Source organism: Methanococcus vannielii SB, assembly GCF_000017165.1.
GTDB classification, from domain to species: Archaea; AGJL01; Methanococci; order Methanococcales; family Methanococcaceae; genus Methanococcus; species Methanococcus vannielii.
The window spans coordinates 1,463,997-1,482,371 of the sequence record NC_009634.1 but is presented as its reverse complement, the minus strand read 5'-3'; the positions used below and the strand labels follow the sequence as shown (position 1 = coordinate 1,482,371).

The 18,375-nt window shown below is 30.7% G+C and carries 20 protein-coding genes; 17 read left to right on the top strand and 3 right to left on the bottom strand.

Translation table 11 applies throughout. The features are described 5' to 3' along the window. Window positions 1-23 precede the first annotated feature (23 nt). On the top strand, window positions 24-722 hold the full coding sequence (locus MEVAN_RS07515; protein WP_012066266.1) for an endonuclease III domain-containing protein: 699 nt from the start codon (window positions 24-26) through the stop codon (window positions 720-722). A 43-nt stretch (window positions 723-765) separates the two neighbouring features. On the opposite strand, the gene MEVAN_RS07510 is transcribed toward MEVAN_RS07515, so the two are convergent. Beyond that, complete coding sequence (locus MEVAN_RS07510) at window positions 766-1,203, bottom strand: universal stress protein (RefSeq protein WP_012066265.1); 438 nt, start codon at window positions 1,201-1,203, stop codon at window positions 766-768. 368 nt (window positions 1,204-1,571) lie between these two features. On the opposite strand from MEVAN_RS07510, the gene MEVAN_RS07505 reads away from it, so the two are divergent. Beyond that, on the top strand, window positions 1,572-4,232 hold the full coding sequence (locus MEVAN_RS07505; protein ID WP_012066264.1) for a valine--tRNA ligase: 2,661 nt from the start codon (window positions 1,572-1,574) through the stop codon (window positions 4,230-4,232). A gap of 42 nt (window positions 4,233-4,274) precedes the next feature. Here MEVAN_RS07505 and MEVAN_RS07500 read toward each other — a convergent pair whose 3' ends face one another. Then, window positions 4,275-5,057, bottom strand: coding sequence for an MBL fold metallo-hydrolase (locus MEVAN_RS07500; protein ID WP_012066263.1), 783 nt, complete (start codon window positions 5,055-5,057; stop codon window positions 4,275-4,277). A gap of 182 nt (window positions 5,058-5,239) precedes the next feature. Between MEVAN_RS07500 and mgtE the strand changes: the two genes are divergently transcribed. From mgtE to gatC, 7 genes are all read left to right on the top strand, one after another. Continuing rightward, the gene (gene mgtE / locus MEVAN_RS07495) at window positions 5,240-6,583 is read left to right on the top strand and encodes a magnesium transporter (protein WP_012066262.1); all 1,344 of its coding nucleotides are present in this window, start codon (window positions 5,240-5,242) and stop codon (window positions 6,581-6,583) included. 44 nt (window positions 6,584-6,627) lie between these two features. After that, complete coding sequence (locus tag MEVAN_RS07490) at window positions 6,628-7,338, top strand: anaerobic ribonucleoside-triphosphate reductase activating protein (protein ID WP_012066261.1); 711 nt, start codon at window positions 6,628-6,630, stop codon at window positions 7,336-7,338. A gap of 66 nt (window positions 7,339-7,404) precedes the next feature. Next, window positions 7,405-8,124, top strand: a complete 720-nt coding sequence (locus tag MEVAN_RS07485) for a 6-hydroxymethylpterin diphosphokinase MptE-like protein (RefSeq protein ID WP_012066260.1) — start codon at window positions 7,405-7,407, stop codon at window positions 8,122-8,124. Between the two features lie 99 nt (window positions 8,125-8,223). After that, window positions 8,224-8,526, top strand: coding sequence for a chorismate mutase (locus MEVAN_RS07480; protein ID WP_012066259.1), 303 nt, complete (start codon window positions 8,224-8,226; stop codon window positions 8,524-8,526). Between the two features lie 69 nt (window positions 8,527-8,595). After that, window positions 8,596-8,787 (top strand): 30S ribosomal protein S17e, encoded by a 192-nt coding sequence (locus MEVAN_RS07475; protein ID WP_012066258.1) that lies wholly within the window; start codon window positions 8,596-8,598, stop codon window positions 8,785-8,787. 10 nt (window positions 8,788-8,797) lie between these two features. Further along, complete coding sequence (gene dapA, locus MEVAN_RS07470; protein WP_012066257.1) at window positions 8,798-9,667, top strand: 4-hydroxy-tetrahydrodipicolinate synthase; 870 nt, start codon at window positions 8,798-8,800, stop codon at window positions 9,665-9,667. A 17-nt stretch (window positions 9,668-9,684) separates the two neighbouring features. After that, the gene (gene gatC / locus MEVAN_RS07465) at window positions 9,685-9,924 is read left to right on the top strand and encodes an Asp-tRNA(Asn) amidotransferase subunit GatC (RefSeq protein ID WP_012066256.1); all 240 of its coding nucleotides are present in this window, start codon (window positions 9,685-9,687) and stop codon (window positions 9,922-9,924) included. A gap of 365 nt (window positions 9,925-10,289) precedes the next feature. Here the strand turns inward: gatC and MEVAN_RS07460 are convergent, their stop codons facing one another. After that, window positions 10,290-10,928, bottom strand: coding sequence for a molybdenum cofactor guanylyltransferase (locus tag MEVAN_RS07460; protein WP_012066255.1), 639 nt, complete (start codon window positions 10,926-10,928; stop codon window positions 10,290-10,292). Window positions 10,929-11,038: 110 nt separating this feature from the next. Here MEVAN_RS07460 and MEVAN_RS07455 point away from each other — a divergent pair, with 110 nt between their 5' ends. The 8 genes from MEVAN_RS07455 to MEVAN_RS07420 all read left to right on the top strand — a co-directional run bounded on the left by MEVAN_RS07455 (window position 11,039) and on the right by MEVAN_RS07420 (window position 18,219). After that, a complete protein-coding gene (locus tag MEVAN_RS07455; RefSeq protein WP_048059176.1) occupies window positions 11,039-11,716 on the top strand; it encodes a peptidylprolyl isomerase in 678 nt (225 codons plus the stop codon). A 180-nt stretch (window positions 11,717-11,896) separates the two neighbouring features. Further along, window positions 11,897-12,790, top strand: coding sequence for a GTP 3',8-cyclase MoaA (gene moaA / locus MEVAN_RS07450; RefSeq protein ID WP_012066253.1), 894 nt, complete (start codon window positions 11,897-11,899; stop codon window positions 12,788-12,790). A gap of 164 nt (window positions 12,791-12,954) precedes the next feature. Further along, window positions 12,955-13,533 (top strand): helix-turn-helix domain-containing protein, encoded by a 579-nt coding sequence (locus MEVAN_RS07445; RefSeq protein ID WP_012066252.1) that lies wholly within the window; start codon window positions 12,955-12,957, stop codon window positions 13,531-13,533. 56 nt (window positions 13,534-13,589) lie between these two features. Continuing rightward, window positions 13,590-13,997 carry an acyl-CoA thioesterase gene (locus tag MEVAN_RS07440; protein WP_012066251.1) on the top strand — a complete coding sequence of 136 codons (408 nt, stop codon included), beginning with the start codon at window positions 13,590-13,592 and terminating at the stop codon, window positions 13,995-13,997. Between the two features lie 32 nt (window positions 13,998-14,029). After that, on the top strand, window positions 14,030-15,682 hold the full coding sequence (locus MEVAN_RS07435) for an AMP-binding protein (protein WP_012066250.1): 1,653 nt from the start codon (window positions 14,030-14,032) through the stop codon (window positions 15,680-15,682). Between the two features lie 42 nt (window positions 15,683-15,724). Beyond that, a complete protein-coding gene (locus MEVAN_RS07430) occupies window positions 15,725-16,645 on the top strand; it encodes a hypothetical protein (protein WP_012066249.1) in 921 nt (306 codons plus the stop codon). Window positions 16,646-16,675: 30 nt separating this feature from the next. Then, window positions 16,676-17,584, top strand: coding sequence for a tyramine--L-glutamate ligase (gene mfnD, locus MEVAN_RS07425; protein WP_012066248.1), 909 nt, complete (start codon window positions 16,676-16,678; stop codon window positions 17,582-17,584). 152 nt (window positions 17,585-17,736) lie between these two features. Next, the gene (locus MEVAN_RS07420; protein ID WP_012066247.1) at window positions 17,737-18,219 is read left to right on the top strand and encodes a DUF2124 family protein; all 483 of its coding nucleotides are present in this window, start codon (window positions 17,737-17,739) and stop codon (window positions 18,217-18,219) included. Window positions 18,220-18,375 lie beyond the last annotated feature (156 nt).

Here is an 18,375-nt window from a genome sequence, read left to right as displayed (position 1 = left end):
AGCATAAATACCAATATAATTGCATGGTTAATATGAAAACTTTAATTTTTGAAATTTATAAACATTTATATGCCAAATATGGGCCTCAAGGGTGGTGGCCAATTTTAAGTGTCAATAGTATAAATTTAACTAAAACTGGTTCAGTAACAAGGTACCATCCAAATGATTATTCATATCCTAAAACAAGAAATCAGTGTTTTGAGATATGTATATGTGCAATTTTAACCCAAAATACCGTTTACACCTCTGTTGAGAAATCAATACAAAATATAAACGAATTAATGGAAATTACTCCTGAAAATATGCTTAATTTAGATATTAACCTGTTAAAAAGAGCAATTAAACCAAGTGGCTATTACAATCAAAAATCAGAATATTTAAAGATATTTTCAGAGTTTTTTATCGACTGTAAACTAACCCCCACTAGAAACGAACTTCTATCTATAAAAGGAATCGGGCCTGAAACTGCTGATTCAATGCTTCTTTACGGGTTTAAAATACCAAATTTTGTGGTTGATGCATACACTAAAAGAATATTGCTTAATTTAAAGTTAATTAACGAAAATGCAAAATATAACGACATAAAGGAATTATTTGAAAATAGTCTTCCAAAAAGCCTTGAAATTTATCAAGAATACCATGCACTTTTAGTGGAGCACGGTAAAAATTATTATAAGAAAAAAGAAAATTATTCAAAATGCCCTCTTTTAAAAATAATTTAATGGTTATTAGCTTTTTAAAATAGTGCCAATTTATTTTTAAAAGTTATTCCTTACTTTTTACCAAAAGTACTGGACAATTTGTCTTCTTTAAAACACGTTCTGCAACGCTACCTAAAAGCAATTTATCAAGTCCTGTTTTTCCAGTTGTCCCCATAGAAATAAGATCTGCATTTTTTGATTCTGCGTAATCAACTATTTCTTTTGCAGGAGTGCCTTCCAAAATTTCAGTCCTTATATCAACACCTTTTTCTTTTGCAATATCGGCTATTTTTTTGAGTGCCGTTTGCCCTTCTTTTTCCAAAATTTCTTTCATACTCTCCCAAAGACCTTCAGTAGGAAGGCCTACAAATGGAACTATATCTATTACATATATTCCATAAACTCTACCGCCCGAACACTTTGCAATTTCTATTGCGGTTTCTGCTGCTTCAATAGAGATGTTTGATCCATCTGTTGGTATCACAATTTTTTTATAAACCATGAATTCACCCCGTTATAATTAAAATAATATTAATTTTTAGTATATATATTACTATTTATTCTAATTATACAATAGGAATTAAACAATAGAAATATATTAAGTCTTAGAAATTACTTTTATATATGTCAACGATTAAAATCTATAAAAAAATAAATGGATAATGATGAAAAGAGGGTTATCTAAAAACGTGTGTTTAATGACGATATTTCTAAATAGCTGAATCCATTTCTTTTTTAAAACACTTCTAAGGCTTTTAGTTTTAATATAATATTCAATTTAACATGTATTAGTAAATGTATTAGCAATTTAAAATAATACCGAGTATATTAGCGTTTGAAATGTTAAAGACTAGTTTGATGAGGGAAATAATGGAAATAAAAGAGGAATATTCGATAGAACTTGAATCTAAAGTTCAAAAAAAATGGGAAAATGAAAAAATATTCAAATTTTTAGAAGACGAAAAAAGGCCACCATATATTATAGATACGCCTCCACCATATCCTACTGGAAAAATGCACCTTGGGCATGGATTAAACTGGACATATATGGATATTATTGCAAGATTTAAAAGAATGAATGGGTATGATGTGTTATTTCCTCAAGGATGGGATTGCCACGGCCTTCCAACTGAAGTTAAGGTTGAAGAGGTAAATAATATCACAAAATCCGATATAAATAGGCATGAATTTAGAAAACTCTGCGTTGAATTAACTGAAGAAAACGTGGAAAAAATGAGGAATCAAGTAAAATCCCTTGGAATTTCAATTGACTGGGACCAAGAATACATTACAATGATGCCAGAATATGTTAAAAAATCACAAACTGCATTTTTGCGAATGTATAAAAAGGGATTAATTTATAGGGGGAAACATCCTGTAAACTGGTGTCCTAGGTGTGAAACTGCAATTGCATTTGCAGAAGTAGAGTACCAAGAGCGAAAATCTAAATTAAATTATATAAAATTCCCTTACGCTGAAAACAGTGACAAATATCTTGAAATTGCAACGTCAAGGCCTGAATTAATGGCTGCATGTGTTGGGATAGTGGTACATCCTGAAGACGAACGATATAGTGACGTTATTGGAAAGGCCGTTAAAGTTCCATTATTTAATCATGAGGTTAAAGTATTCCCTGATTTTGACGTTGAAAAAGAATTTGGTACCGGAGTAGTAATGGTATGTACATTTGGGGATAAAACAGATGTTATATGGGTAAACAGGCACGATTTAGAAGTTAAAAAAGCAATTGATGAAAAAGGGCTCCTTACAACTATTTGCGGTAAATATAGCGGTAAAAAGTCTGATGATGCTAGAAATGAAATTATTTCAGATTTAATTATTGAAAATTACATGATAAAACAAGACCCGCTTGAACAAAACGTTGGCTCATGCTGGAGATGTAAAACGCCAATAGAAATAATTGTGGGGGACCAGTGGTTTGTAAACGTTAGAAAATTATTAAATGACGTTGAAAAAGCATCTCATGAAATAAATTGGGTTCCGGAACATATGAAATCAAGGCTTTTAAAGTGGATTGAAGATATGGGCTGGGACTGGTGTATTTCAAGGCAAAGGATATTTGCAACACCTATTCCAGTATGGCATTGTAAAATATGTGGAAATATTATCGTTGCAAAAGAAGAAGACTTACCTATCGACCCTACAAAGGAAAGTCCATATACATGTGCGTGTGGAAATTTAAATCTCACTCCTGAAACTGACGTTTTGGATACTTGGATGGACTCCTCAATTACTCCAATGGTTGTTGCAGGATGGCTAAAAGACGAAAAATTCTTTGAAAAACACTATCCCGTACAATTAAGGCCTCAAGGGCATGACATTATTAGGACGTGGGCATTTTACACGATTATCAGGTCTTTAGCACTTACTTCTGAAAAACCATGGAATGAAATCGTTGTTAACGGAATGGTATTTGGTGAAGATGGATTTAAAATGAGTAAAAGCCGTGGAAACGTTGTAGAACCGGGAGAAATTACAAAAACTTATGGCGCTGATGCATTGAGGCTTTGGGCTTCAAACAGTACGATTGGAAAAGACGTTCCATTTGCATGGAAAGAAGTAGAATATGGAAGCAGATTTTTAAGAAAAATATGGAATGCATGCAAATTTGCTAAAATGAACATTCCCGATGAAGTAATTTCAAATTTAAAATCTATTGAAAACTTTGAAATTGAAAATCCAATTGATTTATGGATATTAAGTAAATTAAACGATTTAATTAAAAGAGTTTCAACGGATTTAGAAAATTACAGGATAAATACCGTTGTAGAAATTCAAAAATTCTTATGGCATGAATTCTGCGATAACTACATTGAAATGGTAAAACACAGACTTTATTCAAAAGAAACTTCAGAATCTGCAAAAAAAGACAAGCTAATGGCCCAATATTCACTTTATAAGGTAATAACTGAAACTTTAAAACTAATAGCCCCATTTACGCCTCATTTTGCAGAAATTGTCGGGGAAATTTATGAAGTAGATGACTTAAATACCTCATGGCCTACAATAAATGAAAGCTTTATAAATTTGGAAAATGAATTTATTGGAGAAGTTGCTAAAAATACGGTTGCTTCAATCAGGAGATATAAATCAAATAAAGGAATGCCACTTAACGCAGAAATAAATAATGTAAAAATGTATGTAGGTAGCGAAAAAGATTTTAATGCACTTTTGAATGTTTTAAACGATGTAAAAGGCTCAATGAAAATCAAGGAATTTGAAGTAATAATTGGAAAGCCTTCACTTGAACAAAAAATTGCAGAAGTGGTTCCAAACAAGTCCAGAATTGGGCCAGAATTTAAACAAAACGCTGGAAAGGTAACTGCATTTATTAAAGATGCCGATTCTGAAATGATTGAAAAAATACTCGATACGGGAATTGAAACTGAATTTGGAAGATTAAATAAGGAACATATAAAAGAAGTAAAAAGAGCCGTATTTAGTAATGGAGAAATCGTTGAAACAATAGATATCGATAGTTTAATGGATACTATTGCAATAATCCAGTAATCTATTTAATTTTAAAATACTAAAATTTTAAATTATTCTAACTTATATTTTAAATACTGTTCCAACCATTCCAAACTTAAATCCTTTTAAACTACTCAATTCTTTTGTGGTATTAAAACCTGTACAGTGCATTGGCGAAATTAGCTTAAAGTTCTGTTTTGAAATGTATTCTTTAACTTTTTTTAAGTAATTTTCAGATGCACTATGCATGTGAAATCCACCTATAACTCCAAATATATCTTTAATCGATTTTCCATTCTCAATGCAGTTTATAATTCCACTATGGGAGCATCCAGTAATTATGGTGTTATTTGCAACTAAAAACATGTCATCTAAAACTACATCTTCAGTTTTTTCGCCATTTTCAATCGTGTAAAACTTTTCTTTTTCATAAATAAAGTTTCTTTCAACACTTCCAGAAATAATCAGATTTTTTGAAATCTTTACTTTTTTTTCAACATATACTGTATTTTCATAGCGTCTTAAAAATTCTTTAATTTTTTCATCAATTCCAATATACCTATCATCAATAAATGGGCTTTTGAAAGCATCTTTATGAATATATACGGGAATATCCATGTTTTTCCCATATTTTTCAATAAAATAGTTAAAACCGTCAGTATGGTCGTAGTGCCCGTGACTAAATATTATCGAATCAAATTTATCGTTTTCATTCATTAGTTCTAGATTTTTTTTAAGTACGTATTTACTTTGTCCTGCATCAAATAGTATTTTTTGGCCCTCATCTTTAATAATTGCAGAAAATCCTGATTGTGCAAGATATTTAGAACTTGCAGTATTGTCAACTAAAATTTTAACTTCCATACTCTCACTAATATTTTTTTATAGTATTATATTCTAAATTACATTTAGTTTATTCATAAATAATGGTATTATTTGTAAAATTACTGATAAAAATAACGAAAAATCAAACAATTTAAAGGTGTTTTTTAGTGTGTTACATCTATAAACCGCCATAATTCTAAAAAATGACGGAGGAAGGGATTATGATTATAGAATTACAGATTGATGTTAGGAAATACATAAAAAATGGGGATCTTAAAACACTTAAACACTTACTAGAGGACCAAGACCCCGTCATTATTTACGAAACCATTAAAGAACTTAAGGCCGCAGAAAAAGTCGTTATTTTCCGGTTACTTTTAAAATCAGTTGCAGCAGAAATTTTTTCAATGCTTGAACCAGATGAACAACTTGAACTTGTTGAACTTTTTACTGATGAGGAAGTAAAGTCCATTATAAGAGATATGGATCCTTCAGACCGTGCAGAACTCCTAGATGAATTACCTGACAATGTAGTAATAAGAATATTGACACTTCTGCCAAAAGATGTCAGAGAAAAGACTCTTGAAATACTAAATTATCCAGAGGATTCTGCTGGAAGAATAATGTCTCCGAATTTTGTTTATGTTACACGAAATATGACTGTTGAAGGGGCTTTAGAAAAAATTAGAAGGTATGGAAAAGACGTTGATATGGTATATACGATTTTTGTTACTGAAGGAAACCGTACTCTAATTGGAACAATTAATTTAGAGGAACTTCTTTTTGCAGAGCCAAAAACATTTATTGAAGAGATATATACGCCAAATTCTCCTTATGTAAGAACCACTACTGACCAAGAAGATGTTGCAACTATTATGAAAAAGCTTGATTTAAATGCTATTGCAACAGTAGATAATGATTTTAGGCTTGTTGGTGTTATTACTATTGATGATATAGTAGATGTTATTGAAGAAGAGTTTACGGAAGACATTCATAAAATGGCAGGTATAAGCACGATAAAAACATCTTATTTCCATACATCGCCATTTTCATTTATAAAAAATAGATTACCGTGGCTTGTTGGTTTACTTTTGGTGCAGAGTTTAAGTTCATTTATTGTTCAAGGTTATGAAGATATTTTAACAACAATACCGATACTAGCAGCATTCATGGTCACCATGGTGGATGCAGGCGGTAACACGGGCGGTCAAAGTAGCACCATGTTAATAAGAAGTCTTGCATTAGGTGAAGTTGATTTAGAAGACTGGTGGAGAGTATTTCTTAAGGAGCTATATATCGGGTTAATTCTTGGACTGGTGCTTGGAATCATATTATTTATACGTGGATTCCTCATTTCTTCGGACATGTTTGTAAATTTGGCTGCAGGTATTTCAGTATTGATAATCATAGTCTTTGCAAATATTGTAGGAGCTATGCTTCCGTTTTTAGGTAAAATGTTAAAAATTGACCCCGCACTAATGTCTGGGCCACTTATAACGACCGTTGCAGACCTTGGAGGAATTTTAATATATTTCTACATTGCAAGCAAAATCCTTGGATTTTAGATTTAATTAAAAATCAATCTCTACGTTAAGCAGAAGGTGAAAAAATGAAGGTATCAGGAATTGTAGAATTATCCACGATAGATTATCCAAAACATGCATCTGCTGTTGTATTTTTAGCAGAATGTAACATGTATTGCGGTTACTGTCAAAATTACGAATTTATTACAAAAAACATTTCTGAAATGAGTGCAAAAGAAGTTTTTGAGAGCATGGATTTAATGTTTGCGGATGCCCTCGTAATTAGTGGCGGAGAACCTACACTTCAACCAGAAGCCGTTAAAGAGCTATGTAAATTAGCAAAAGAAAAAAATTTTCCAGTAAAACTAGATACAAATGGCACAAATCCGGAGGTTATCAAAAAACTTGTTTCAGAAAAATTAATAGACTATGTTGCACTTGATGTAAAGTGTTCTTTTGAAAAATATGGCCAAATTACGGGGTATACTACAAAAATCAATGAAAAAATCCTTGAAATAATAAGTGCATGTAAAAAAGAAGGAATATTCATAGAATGCAGAACTACATTTATTCCGGGATTAATGGATAAATTAGACATTACAGAAATTTCAAAAACCGTAAAAGATTGTGATTTATATTCAATACAAAAATATGATTCTGAACATGCCCATTCTGAAGAAATGCAGAAAATTAAGCCATTAAGCGATGTAGAAATGATGGAACTTGGAAAAATAGCTAAAGAGCATGTAAAAAACGTGATTGTAAGGACTTTTGTAAACGAAATATCAATAAAATAATGAATAATATAGTACGGGCCTAAATAAGAACCTTTAAATAAAGAATTATTGAAATCGGGGTAAAATATGGATATTTTTGTCTGGAAAAAATTTTATGAAAAAATAATTCACGATTTTGGGTACGGGATTAAAGGGGATATTTTAAGTTCAGAAGTACTTGAAAAAATGATTGAAATTTATAAAAATAATGTTGCATCGAATGAAATTTCAAAAAAAATAGCTGGAAAGGATGCATATATTTTTGGTGCCGGCCCTTCATTAAAAAAACACGTAATGGAGTTTAAAAAATTAAATGATAATATTGAAAAAGTAGTAATTACCGCAGATGGGGCTACAAAAGCATTATTGGAAGAAAATATCATTCCGGACATTATAGTATCTGATTTAGATGGAGATATGGAGTATATTCTTAAAAGTAATTTATTTGGCTCCATCGTAGTAGTTCATGCCCATGGAGATAATATTGATAGACTTGAAAAATACGTTAATAACCTTAAAAATATCTTTGGAACGACCCAAGTTCCAAAAAAATTTAAAAATCTGTCAAATTACGGTGGGTTTACAGATGGAGATAGGTGTTGTTTTTTAGCCGAAGAATTTGGCGCTAAACAAATGATTCTTTGTGGAATGGACTTTGGGATTTATGTAACCAAATATTCTCGTCCAAATATTGAAAAAGACGTTGAAATTGCTGATTCGATAAAAGTTAAAAAGTTAAAATATGCAGAAACCCTTGTAAATTGGCTTAAGGAAAATGGAAAAACTCCAATTCGGTTTATGGGCTAAGTACGTTACTTGGATGTTTTAAAAACCCACAGTTAACTTTAAATAATATATATTCAATACTTGTTTTGATAATTTTTATTATTCTCGTGGAGATATTTTATGTCATCTTCTTCGGAAAAAAGGCTTGAAGAAATTAGGAAGCGAATTAGCGAAATCGATGAGCAGTTAATAACCTTAATTGCCGAAAGAACTGGTTTTGCGCCCGAAATAGCGTCTTTAAAAAATTCACTTGGAGCTTCAGTAACTGACTCTAAAAGAGAACAGGACATTTGTGAACAAACACGAATATTATGTGAAGAACACTGTATTGAATGCAGTGTGGCTTTAAAAATTATAAAGATTCTTATGGAATACAACAAAGAAGTTCAGGCAGAGTTTTTCCGAAAAGTAGACTCTAAATAGGTATATAAATAATAGACATTACCATTAAAGACTAAAAAGATTCAAACCCGTGCTAAATAAGGTGATAAATTGGGACGAATAAGACAGACATTTATTAAAAGAACTGGTGAAGAACTCATTGAGAAGTTTGCTGGTAAATTCACAAGCGATTTTGAAGCAAACAAGAAAGCTGTTGAAGAAGTTGCAAGAATCTCAACAAAAACATTGAGAAACAGAATCGCAGGATACATTACTGCTAAAGTAAAAAAAATGAACGCTTAAGGTGTAATTTATGCAAGGCGTATATCCTGCAATTGTTACCCCGTTCAAAGACGGTAGCGTAGATTTCGAAGGTTTACGAAAGAATATAGACTTTTTAATTGAAAATGGTGTTAAGGGCGTCGTTCCAGTTGGAACAACAGGTGAATCACCTACATTAACTCCAAAAGAACATGAAAAGGTAATTGAAAAGGTCGTAGATTTCGTAAACGGTAGAGTCGAGGTAATTGCAGGCACTGGTTCAAACTCTACTTTGGAAGCACTTGAATTTTCCCAATATGCTGAAGATGTAGGTGCTGATAGAGTACTACTGATAACTCCCTACTATAACAAACCACCTCAGGAAGGTTTGAAACGACACTTTGGAGAAGTAGCAAACTCAATAACCGTTCCTATTGTTCTATATAATGTTCCTTCAAGAACTGCCTTGAATATAGAACCAGATACTATTAAATACTTATTTGATGAATATAGTAACATTACAGCCATTAAAGAAGCAAATCCAAATTTATCGCAGGTTTCTGAAATATTGGATATATGTAATATCGATGTTTTGTCAGGAAATGATGAATTAACCTTACCAATAATGTCACTTGGAGGAAAGGGAGTTATAAGCGTTATTGCAAATATTGCCCCCAAGGAATTCGTTCAGATGGTTGAATTCGCTGAAAAGGGCAAGTTTGATAAGGCAAAAGAAATTCACTATAAATTATTCCCACTAATGAAACTAATGTTCATTGAAACAAATCCAATACCCATAAAAACCGCAATGAATATGCTTGGAATGCCTTCCGGTGAGTTAAGGTTACCCCTTTGTGAAATGGCGCAAAGCAATAAATTAAAATTGCAAAATGCATTAAATACATTGGGATTACTTAAATAATCACGGTTTGTGATAATATGATTGATATTGAAAAAATTCAAAAACAGGCTGAAGAAATCGTTTCAAAACTCGCTGACGTTTTAGAAAACTTTAAGTTTGAAAATGAAGGTGAGTACTACATCCTTGAGTCAAAAAATGTATTAAGAAGCGATGATGAAGCAGTTCTTGATGAATCATTTAAATCAAATGCATTAAACGTGGCACCTAAAACAAAAGATGATGTAATCATTGTTGAAAAAAGTAAGTGGAGCCAGTAAAACCAAAATGGAGCGTGAGACTATAAAAAGAAGTTCAAGAAGATGGAAAAAGAAAGGACAGATGAGATGGAAACACTACAAGAAGAGAATTAGAAGAATGAAGAGAGAAAAGAGAGAAAATAAATAATTAAATAAATAATTATTTTTTTATAAATATAATTTTTTCAAATGTTTAAATGTTTAAAGTAATTTCAAGTTTTAAAAGTTTATTTTGTATTGCCCATTTAGTCTAAATATAATTTTAATTAACTTTACTACTTTAAACCGATAAAAATACCTATTATCTATTTAAAAGTCCTCTTTATTTCACTTATTTGATGAAAAATACCTAAAACATGGATAAATAAAATTATATTAATTTTAAATTAAAAAATATTACTATTTAATTCTTCAATAGTATTAATATTTAAAAATACATTTCCAGTAGGGTCTATTTTTGAAATATTCATAAATAATGGATTTATTTCGTCAATTAATCTCCTTATTGGGTATGAACACTTTTTTTCTTTTGTTTCAAGAACTATTTTTTGAAGGGCATTAATTGTAGACCTGTGGTAGAGTGCAAAAATGGGCTCTATAAATCCATTTTCATGTTTTGGAACTATTGCATTACAATTTTTATATTCTGCAATAGGAATGCAATTTATTAAATTTTCTATCGATTTTTCAGTAATGAAAGGCATGTCACATGGAACTAAAAGTACCCAAGAAGAATCGCAGTTAATCATTCCAGATAACATTCCAACTAAAGGGCCCATTTCGGGTATCATATCCCATGTTATTGCTTGGTTATATTTTTTATAAAAATAAACCTGTTTTTCTATTTCACTTGACGAATCTTTTAAAAACACAGGATTTTTAAAAACCGTTGTAAAAGGAATTTTTAAGCTATTTAATATATCTGCAATATTCTCTATTAAATATTTGTTACCAAAAGTCCTAAAAGACTTTTCACCATTCATTCGCTCTGCTTTTCCGCCCGATAATATTACTGCTGATATCATAACTATCCTGATTTTATAGAAGTATTTTGACAAGGTTTATATACTCTTTTATTTATACTTGTTGTGATAACCTATGCGATTTTGGCATTGAAACAATTTTTGGTGAAACAATGGAATCTGGAAAGCTCGTAAAAATTTCATACGATGGTTATGTCGAAGGAAAATTATTTGACACAACAAACGAGGAATTAGCTAAAGAGGAAGGAATTCTTAACCCTAACATGGTATACGGTTTCGTTACTGTTTCAGTTGGCGAAAAAATGTTAATACCTGGACTTGATAAGGCAATTACTGAAATGAACGTTGGTGAAGAAAAGGAACTTGAATTATCACCTGAGGAAGCTTTTGGTAAAAGAGATGCTTCAAAAGTGAAAATTGTTCCTATGAACGACTTTAAAAAGCATAACGTAAGGCCTATCCCTGGAATGCCAGTAAACATCGACAATAAAATTGGTAAAATTGTAAGTGCAAACGGTGGAAGAATCTTAGTTGATTTTAACCATGAACTTGCAGGAAAAACATTGAATTATAAATTAAAATTAGAAGAAGTTGTTGAAGCTCCAACTGACGTTGCTTTAGAAGTTGTAAAGTTATTTGTTCCAAGAGTATCTGAAGAAAACTTGAAAATAACATTGGAAAGTGAAAATGTAATAATCGACCTTCCAGAAAACACTGCATTTATGCAAAACCTCCAAATGATAAAAATGGGAATTGCAAACGAACTAATAAAAAGATTAGATGCTAAAAAAGTTTCATTCATCGACAACTTTGTCAAAAAAACCCAATAAATAAAAATTCTCTTTTTTTAAATATTTAAGTAGTGTAAGTATCTTAAATATTTAAGTATTTTAAATATTACTTTCAATTTAAAATAGTAACTTTTTTAAATTACCTGATATATAGTAGTGTTAACTTTATCATATAATTTTAATTTACATGAACATATAATTTAAAACGCTGTGATACTGATGAAAGATGAATTTGGAAGAGAAATCAGGTCTTTTAGATTATCAATTACTCCAGAATGTAATTTAAAATGTTTCTACTGCCATAGAGAAGGAAGAACTGAAGAAAATGGTAAATTAATGTCGCCTGATGAAATTGGTAAAATTGTTAGTGCATCCTTAGAATTTGGAGTTCGAAAAATAAAGATTTCCGGTGGAGAGCCGCTTGTTAGAAAAGACCTTCCAAAAATTATTCAAAACATAAAAAATGACCAGATTAAAGATATTTCACTTACTACAAATGGAATACTCCTTGAAAAGTGTGCTGAAGACCTAAAAAAGGCAGGTCTTAATAGGGTAAACGTAAGCCTTGATACATTAAACCCTAAAAAATATAAAGAAATTACGGGCGGTGACGTTGAAAAGGTAAAAAGAGGGATTGAAAAAGCAATTTTCTTAGGATTAACCCCTTTAAAGGTTAATTTTTTAGCAATGGACATTACATTAAACGACCTTTCAGAAGTAATGGACTACTGTAAAAAAGTCGGCGCAATACTCCAGATAATAGAATTCATTCCAGTAGATCCAAATCTTAAGCATCATCACATTGATATAACCCCTATAGAAGAAGAAATAGCAAAAAAGTCTGAAAAAGTAGTTACAAGAAAATTCATGCAAAACCGAAAAAAATATATCTTAGACGGGCTTGAAATTGAATTTGTAAGGCCCATGGATAATACTGAATTTTGTGGACACTGTACAAGAATAAGATTAACTTATGATGGGTTTTTAAAGCCCTGTCTTTTAAGAGACGATAATTTGGTTGATGTAGTAACTCCTTTACGAAATGAAGAAAGTATTCGTAGTTATTTTATAAAGTGTATTAAAAATAGAGAACCGTTTTGTAAAGCAGAATAAAATTATTAATTTTAGTATATTTAAAGTTTTAAAAAACCATAGCTTTTTTCATTATTTTTAAAAGGCCCATAAAAAAATAGATAATTTTTTAAAAGTTGAAAGTCTATTAAAATTGAAAAACTTTTAAAGTTAACTGTTTAAAAAACAGCAAAACGAGGGCAATTATGACAGAAAAGAATCAGTTAGGTAGTAAAATAACTCAATTAAGAGAATCAAAAGGCATGTCTATTGAAGACCTTGCAAAAGCGAGTGATAGTAGTATTGAACTTATTGAATGTCTTGAAAAGGGAAATTTAGTTCCCTCATTAACTCCTCTTTTAAAAATCGCAAGGGCACTTTCAGTTAGACTTGGTACTTTTCTTGATGATGCCCCACAAAATGGGCCAGTTATAACAAAATCAGGAAATTACGAAAGCGTTGTCAGGTTTTCTGGAAAATTAAATGGGGCAGTTGATAGTAAATTAAACTTTTATTCTCTTGCTTTTGAAAAACAAGATAGGCATATGGAACCATTTTTAATTGATGTTTACCCATTTGAAACAAACGAATACAAGTTATCGTCCCATGAAGGTGAAGAATTTATCTTTGTAATAAGTGGTGAAATAGAAATATTATATGGTAGCGAAAAATACCTGCTTAAAACAGGAGATAGTATTTATTATGATTCAGTAGTACCTCACGACTTACACGCTTTTGGAAATTCCCTTGCAAAAATACTTGCCGTAATCTACGCTCCATTTTAATTCGTTAGTTTAGTTTAAAATAAGAAAACATAGGATAATAAGATATAGTGATAAAAATGTTTAAAACGATTGTAACTCCAAGATTTGGAGATATTGATGGATTAAAACACGTGAATAACATTGTACCTGCAATTTGGTTTGAACAAGCTAGAAACCCAATATTTCAATTTTTCGTACCCGACCTTGACTTAAGTTATGAAAAATGGAATTTAATAATGGTAAGAACTGAATATGATTTTTTATATCAGATGTACTATGGAAAAGATGTAGAAATAAGGTCATATATCTCAAAAATAGGAAATACATCATTTACGATATATCAGGAAGCCTGGCAGGGAGAAAAGCTAGCAGTTAAGGGAAAAGCCGTTGTTGTACATTATGATTTTTTAAAGCAAAGTCCGGTAAAAATTCCTGACGAAATACGAAAAAAACTATCCCTACATTTAATTGAAGATATTAATTAAAAAGTTAAAAAACCTGTATCGAGAGGATGTACATGCTTTTTACTAACGATACTATTGGTGAATTCTTTGAAAAACAGGTGCAAAAAAACCCTGAAAAAGAATTCTTAGTGTACCCAGATAGAAACCTCAAATTTACATATGGCGAATTTAACGATAGAGTAAATATGCTTTCAAAGGGGCTCCTTGAAATAGGAATTATTAAAGGGGATCATGTTGGAATATGGGCTAAAAACGTTCCAGACTGGCTTACATTCATGTTTGCGACTGCAAAAATTGGTGCTGTTTTAGTTACGGTAAATACTGCATATAAGAGCCATGAACTTGCATACGTAATGAAACAGTCAGATATGAAGGCCCTTGCAATAATTGATGGATTTAGAGATGTAAATTACCTTGATATTGTTTATGAACTCCTTCCAGAACTAAAAACGAGTCAACGGGGTAATCTAAATAGTTCCGAATTCCCATTTTTAAAAAGTGTGATTTACGTCGGTCAAGAAAAACATCGTGGAATGTACAACACTAACGAATTAATGCTCCTTGGAAAACATACGCCAGATGATAAAATTTTAAAAATTAAATCGGAATTAAATTCTAATGATGTAATAAATATGCAGTATACTTCTGGAACAACCGGATTTCCAAAAGGAGTCATGCTTACCCATAAAAATATACTAAATAACGGATTTTATATAGGTGAGAAACAAAAATTCACCGAAAAAGACCGTTTGTGCCTACCCGTGCCATTATTTCACTGTTTTGGAATTGTTTTGGGAGTACTTGCAATATTAACTCACGGGGGAACTTTGGTAATGCTTGAATTATTTGACCCACTATTAACTCTTGCTGCAATTCAAAAAGAAAAATGTACTGCAGTTTATGGGGTTCCAACAATGTTTATTGCAGAACTTTCACATCCTATGTTTGATATGTTTGACCTATCAAGCCTTAGAACTGGAATTATGGCTGGATCCCCATGTCCTGTTGAAGCGATGAAAAAAGTAATTTCTGAAATGAATATGAAGGATGTAACAATCGCTTATGGCCTTACAGAAGCATCTCCAGTATTTACCATGACTAGTGTTGATGACCCAATTGAAAAAAGGGTTCAAACTGTTGGAAAATCAATGCCGAATTGTGAAGTAAGGATAGTAGACCCTGAAACAGGGAAAACATGTTTGCCAAACCAAGTAGGCGAAATCTGCTGTAAAGGGTATAATGTAATGAAAGGATACTATAAGATGCCTGAAAAAACTTCTGAAGTAATTGATAAAGAAGGGTGGCTACATAGTGGCGATCTAGCAGTTCAAGACAGTGATGGATACTATAAAATAGTTGGAAGAATAAAAGAAATGATAATACGTGGCGGGGAAAATATCTACCCTAGGGAAATTGAAGAATTTTTATATACTATGCCCGAAATTAAAGACGTACAGGTTGTTGGAATTCCCGATGAAAAATACGGTGAAATTGTTGGTGCATTCGTAATAGTAAAAGAAGGATGCGAACTTAAAGAAGAAGACGTAAGAGATTTTGCACTTTTAAAAATTGCAAGATATAAAGTTCCAAAACATGTTTTCTTCGTAAATGAATACCCAATGACTGCTAGTGGAAAAATTCAAAAGTTTAAACTGAGTAATCTTGGATTAGAACTACTTAAAAAGCGAAAATTAGAAGAATTATAATTACGGACTATTTTTTATATTAACCTTTTTAAGGCAAAAAGCATGCAGTACATTAACAATAAAAACGAATTTTTATCAGAAATCTATGAACGGGTTAAAAAGATACGTGCTGAAATCGGGTTAAAAGCTACAAATTTTAGTATTGTGGACTTTGAATTTAAAAAAAGGGAAAACGACCTTATAATAAAAATTTATACTCCAATTCGAACTGATAAGTCTGCAATAATTGGTCCAGGGGGCTGGGTAATTGGGAAGCTTCGTGAAGAACTAAACGAGAAATTTGAAGAAAACGTAATAATAAGGGTTGAAAATTATATTGATCATAAAAGAAAATTAGAACATTTTAATTCCTCTATTAAATTTTTATATGATAAAGGAATTGATTTAACAGATAAATATGTTAAAAAAGAAGCAGTTGTATTAATACAGTGCGAATACGACCTTTCAATGCTTGAAATTATAAAAAAATATTTTAACCCGCTATGCTTATCTTTTGATCTTGGAACGGTTATATTACCCCATAAAAACAAAAATAGAATACAAAAAGCCCTTGCTGAAAAAAATATTAAACATGAAATTTTATCGCCCTTTTTGATGAATGGCAAAGATATAAAACTATTAAGTTCAAAAGACCCGTGTAAAACCGTCTGTAATACGTTAATTCCTGAAATTGTCCATTTTGCAAGGGATAACGGGATCGATACTGTAATATTTAATCATTTTGAAAGTAAATACAGTTTAATTAATGGAATTCATGTCCTAAATTTCCTAGAATTATTTCCAGTTAATTTAAATACATTAAATTACCTCGAAAAATCACTTGATTGTCCGCTACTTATTCAGTCTTGTAGGGGAAATAAGAATATAAAATTTGAAAAAATAAAAAATGTTGTAGAAAAAGTGTATGGTGGGTACATCGAACCTACAGAAGGTTCAAAAGAAATAATGAAATTTATAAATTAAATTTTTAAACAGAAGCTTTCGAGGGAAATTTTGAACACTAAAAAGATATTTTTTTTCGAATTTACAGTCGGTACAGGAATCGTTTCTGAAGAATTACTTTTTGAAGGTAAATTAATGTTTGATACTCTTTTGAATCAATTTTTAAATGAAAATTATGTTGTAAAAACTATTTTATGTGAAAAAATAGTAAATAAATACCCTGAATACAAAAATATTAAAAATTTAGAAGTTATTACCTCCAAAAACTACCTTGAAGATTTTAAAAATGCGCTTGATGATTCAGATATGGCCCTTGTAATTGCCCCTGAAGAAGAGTTGCACCTTTACAATTTGACGAAAATTATAGAAGAAAAAGGAGTTTTAAATCTTGGATGTCATTTAGAAGGAGTAAAAATTGCAGGGGACAAATATTTAACTTATGAAGCAATAAAAAATGTAGTAAATACTCCAAAAACATATTTTCCAAAAAAATATGTTGTAAAGCATAGATTGGGCTGTGATAGCACCCATTCAACGTTTGATGAAAACTACATAGTTCAGGAGTTTATAAATGGAGAGCCATATTCCATGATTTTTATAGTAAATAATTCCAAATTCTATCCGGTTTGCATGAACAAGCAGTACATTGAGGAGAGATACTGTGGAGGAGAGATAAATATATGCCACCCACTTAAAGAAAAGGCCATTATAGAGTGTGAAAAAACACTAAAACAGATTTCAGGACTTAATGGATATGTGGGGGTAGACTTCATGATAGATTTTGAAGAGATTTCGATACTTGAAATTAATCCAAGAATCACAACTTCAATATGTGGAATTAAATCTAACCCGAGCATTGGAAAATTATTAATCGATAATTTGAGGGTTAATTCATTAAAAATTACATTAGAACATACTGTAAAGTTTAAACGAAAAAATAACGGTTTTGAATTTTTTTAAATTGAAATAATCTAAATAAAAAATTTTTATTTTAATATTCTATTTTAATATTTAAATATTTTATTTTGTATAGTTATTTTAGATAATTTAATTTGGATAAGTTAATTTGTATTTTACGTTACATACTCATTTAAATTTTTTTAGGTGGAATCATGAAAGTATCAGAATCTGGAAAATGCCTTTCATACTTTGTAGAATCGTTTAAATCAGAATTACAGCTTAAAAAACCTGAAAAAATAGTTTATATGGGTTCAAAAGGCGTTTGTTTTTCAATGGCTCAGCTTTTCGGCTATTCAGTTAGAGATTTCGTAAAAAATCAGTATTTTATTCCTGAAACGGAAATAAACAAATCAGTTGAATATGAACTAACTGACATTGGATATCGATTTTTTGGAATTTCCAACATTAAAAAATTGAATAATCCAGATTATCTAATAATAATGGGGGGTATCGCAACAAAACATAGTAATTCAACGCCTGAAGATGCTCGCTTATTAATTAAAAAGATAGTGCCTGAAAAAATAGTTGGTATAAGCATTTGTAACGTTTTAAAAACTTCTGGATGGGCTGAAAAAATCGATTTTGATATAATTATTGACGGAACCCTTGACCCTGTAACAGTATATAAAAAATAGTTTTAAAGTAGTTTTTAATTTTTTTAAGACTATTTATTTTGAAACTATTTATAAAATAAACCTAAAAAATAATCCTTTTTTTAAATAGATGAAAAAATATGTATATTAGCTTTAAAAAAATATAATATGGGATATTTAGTTTAAATAATGGTATTT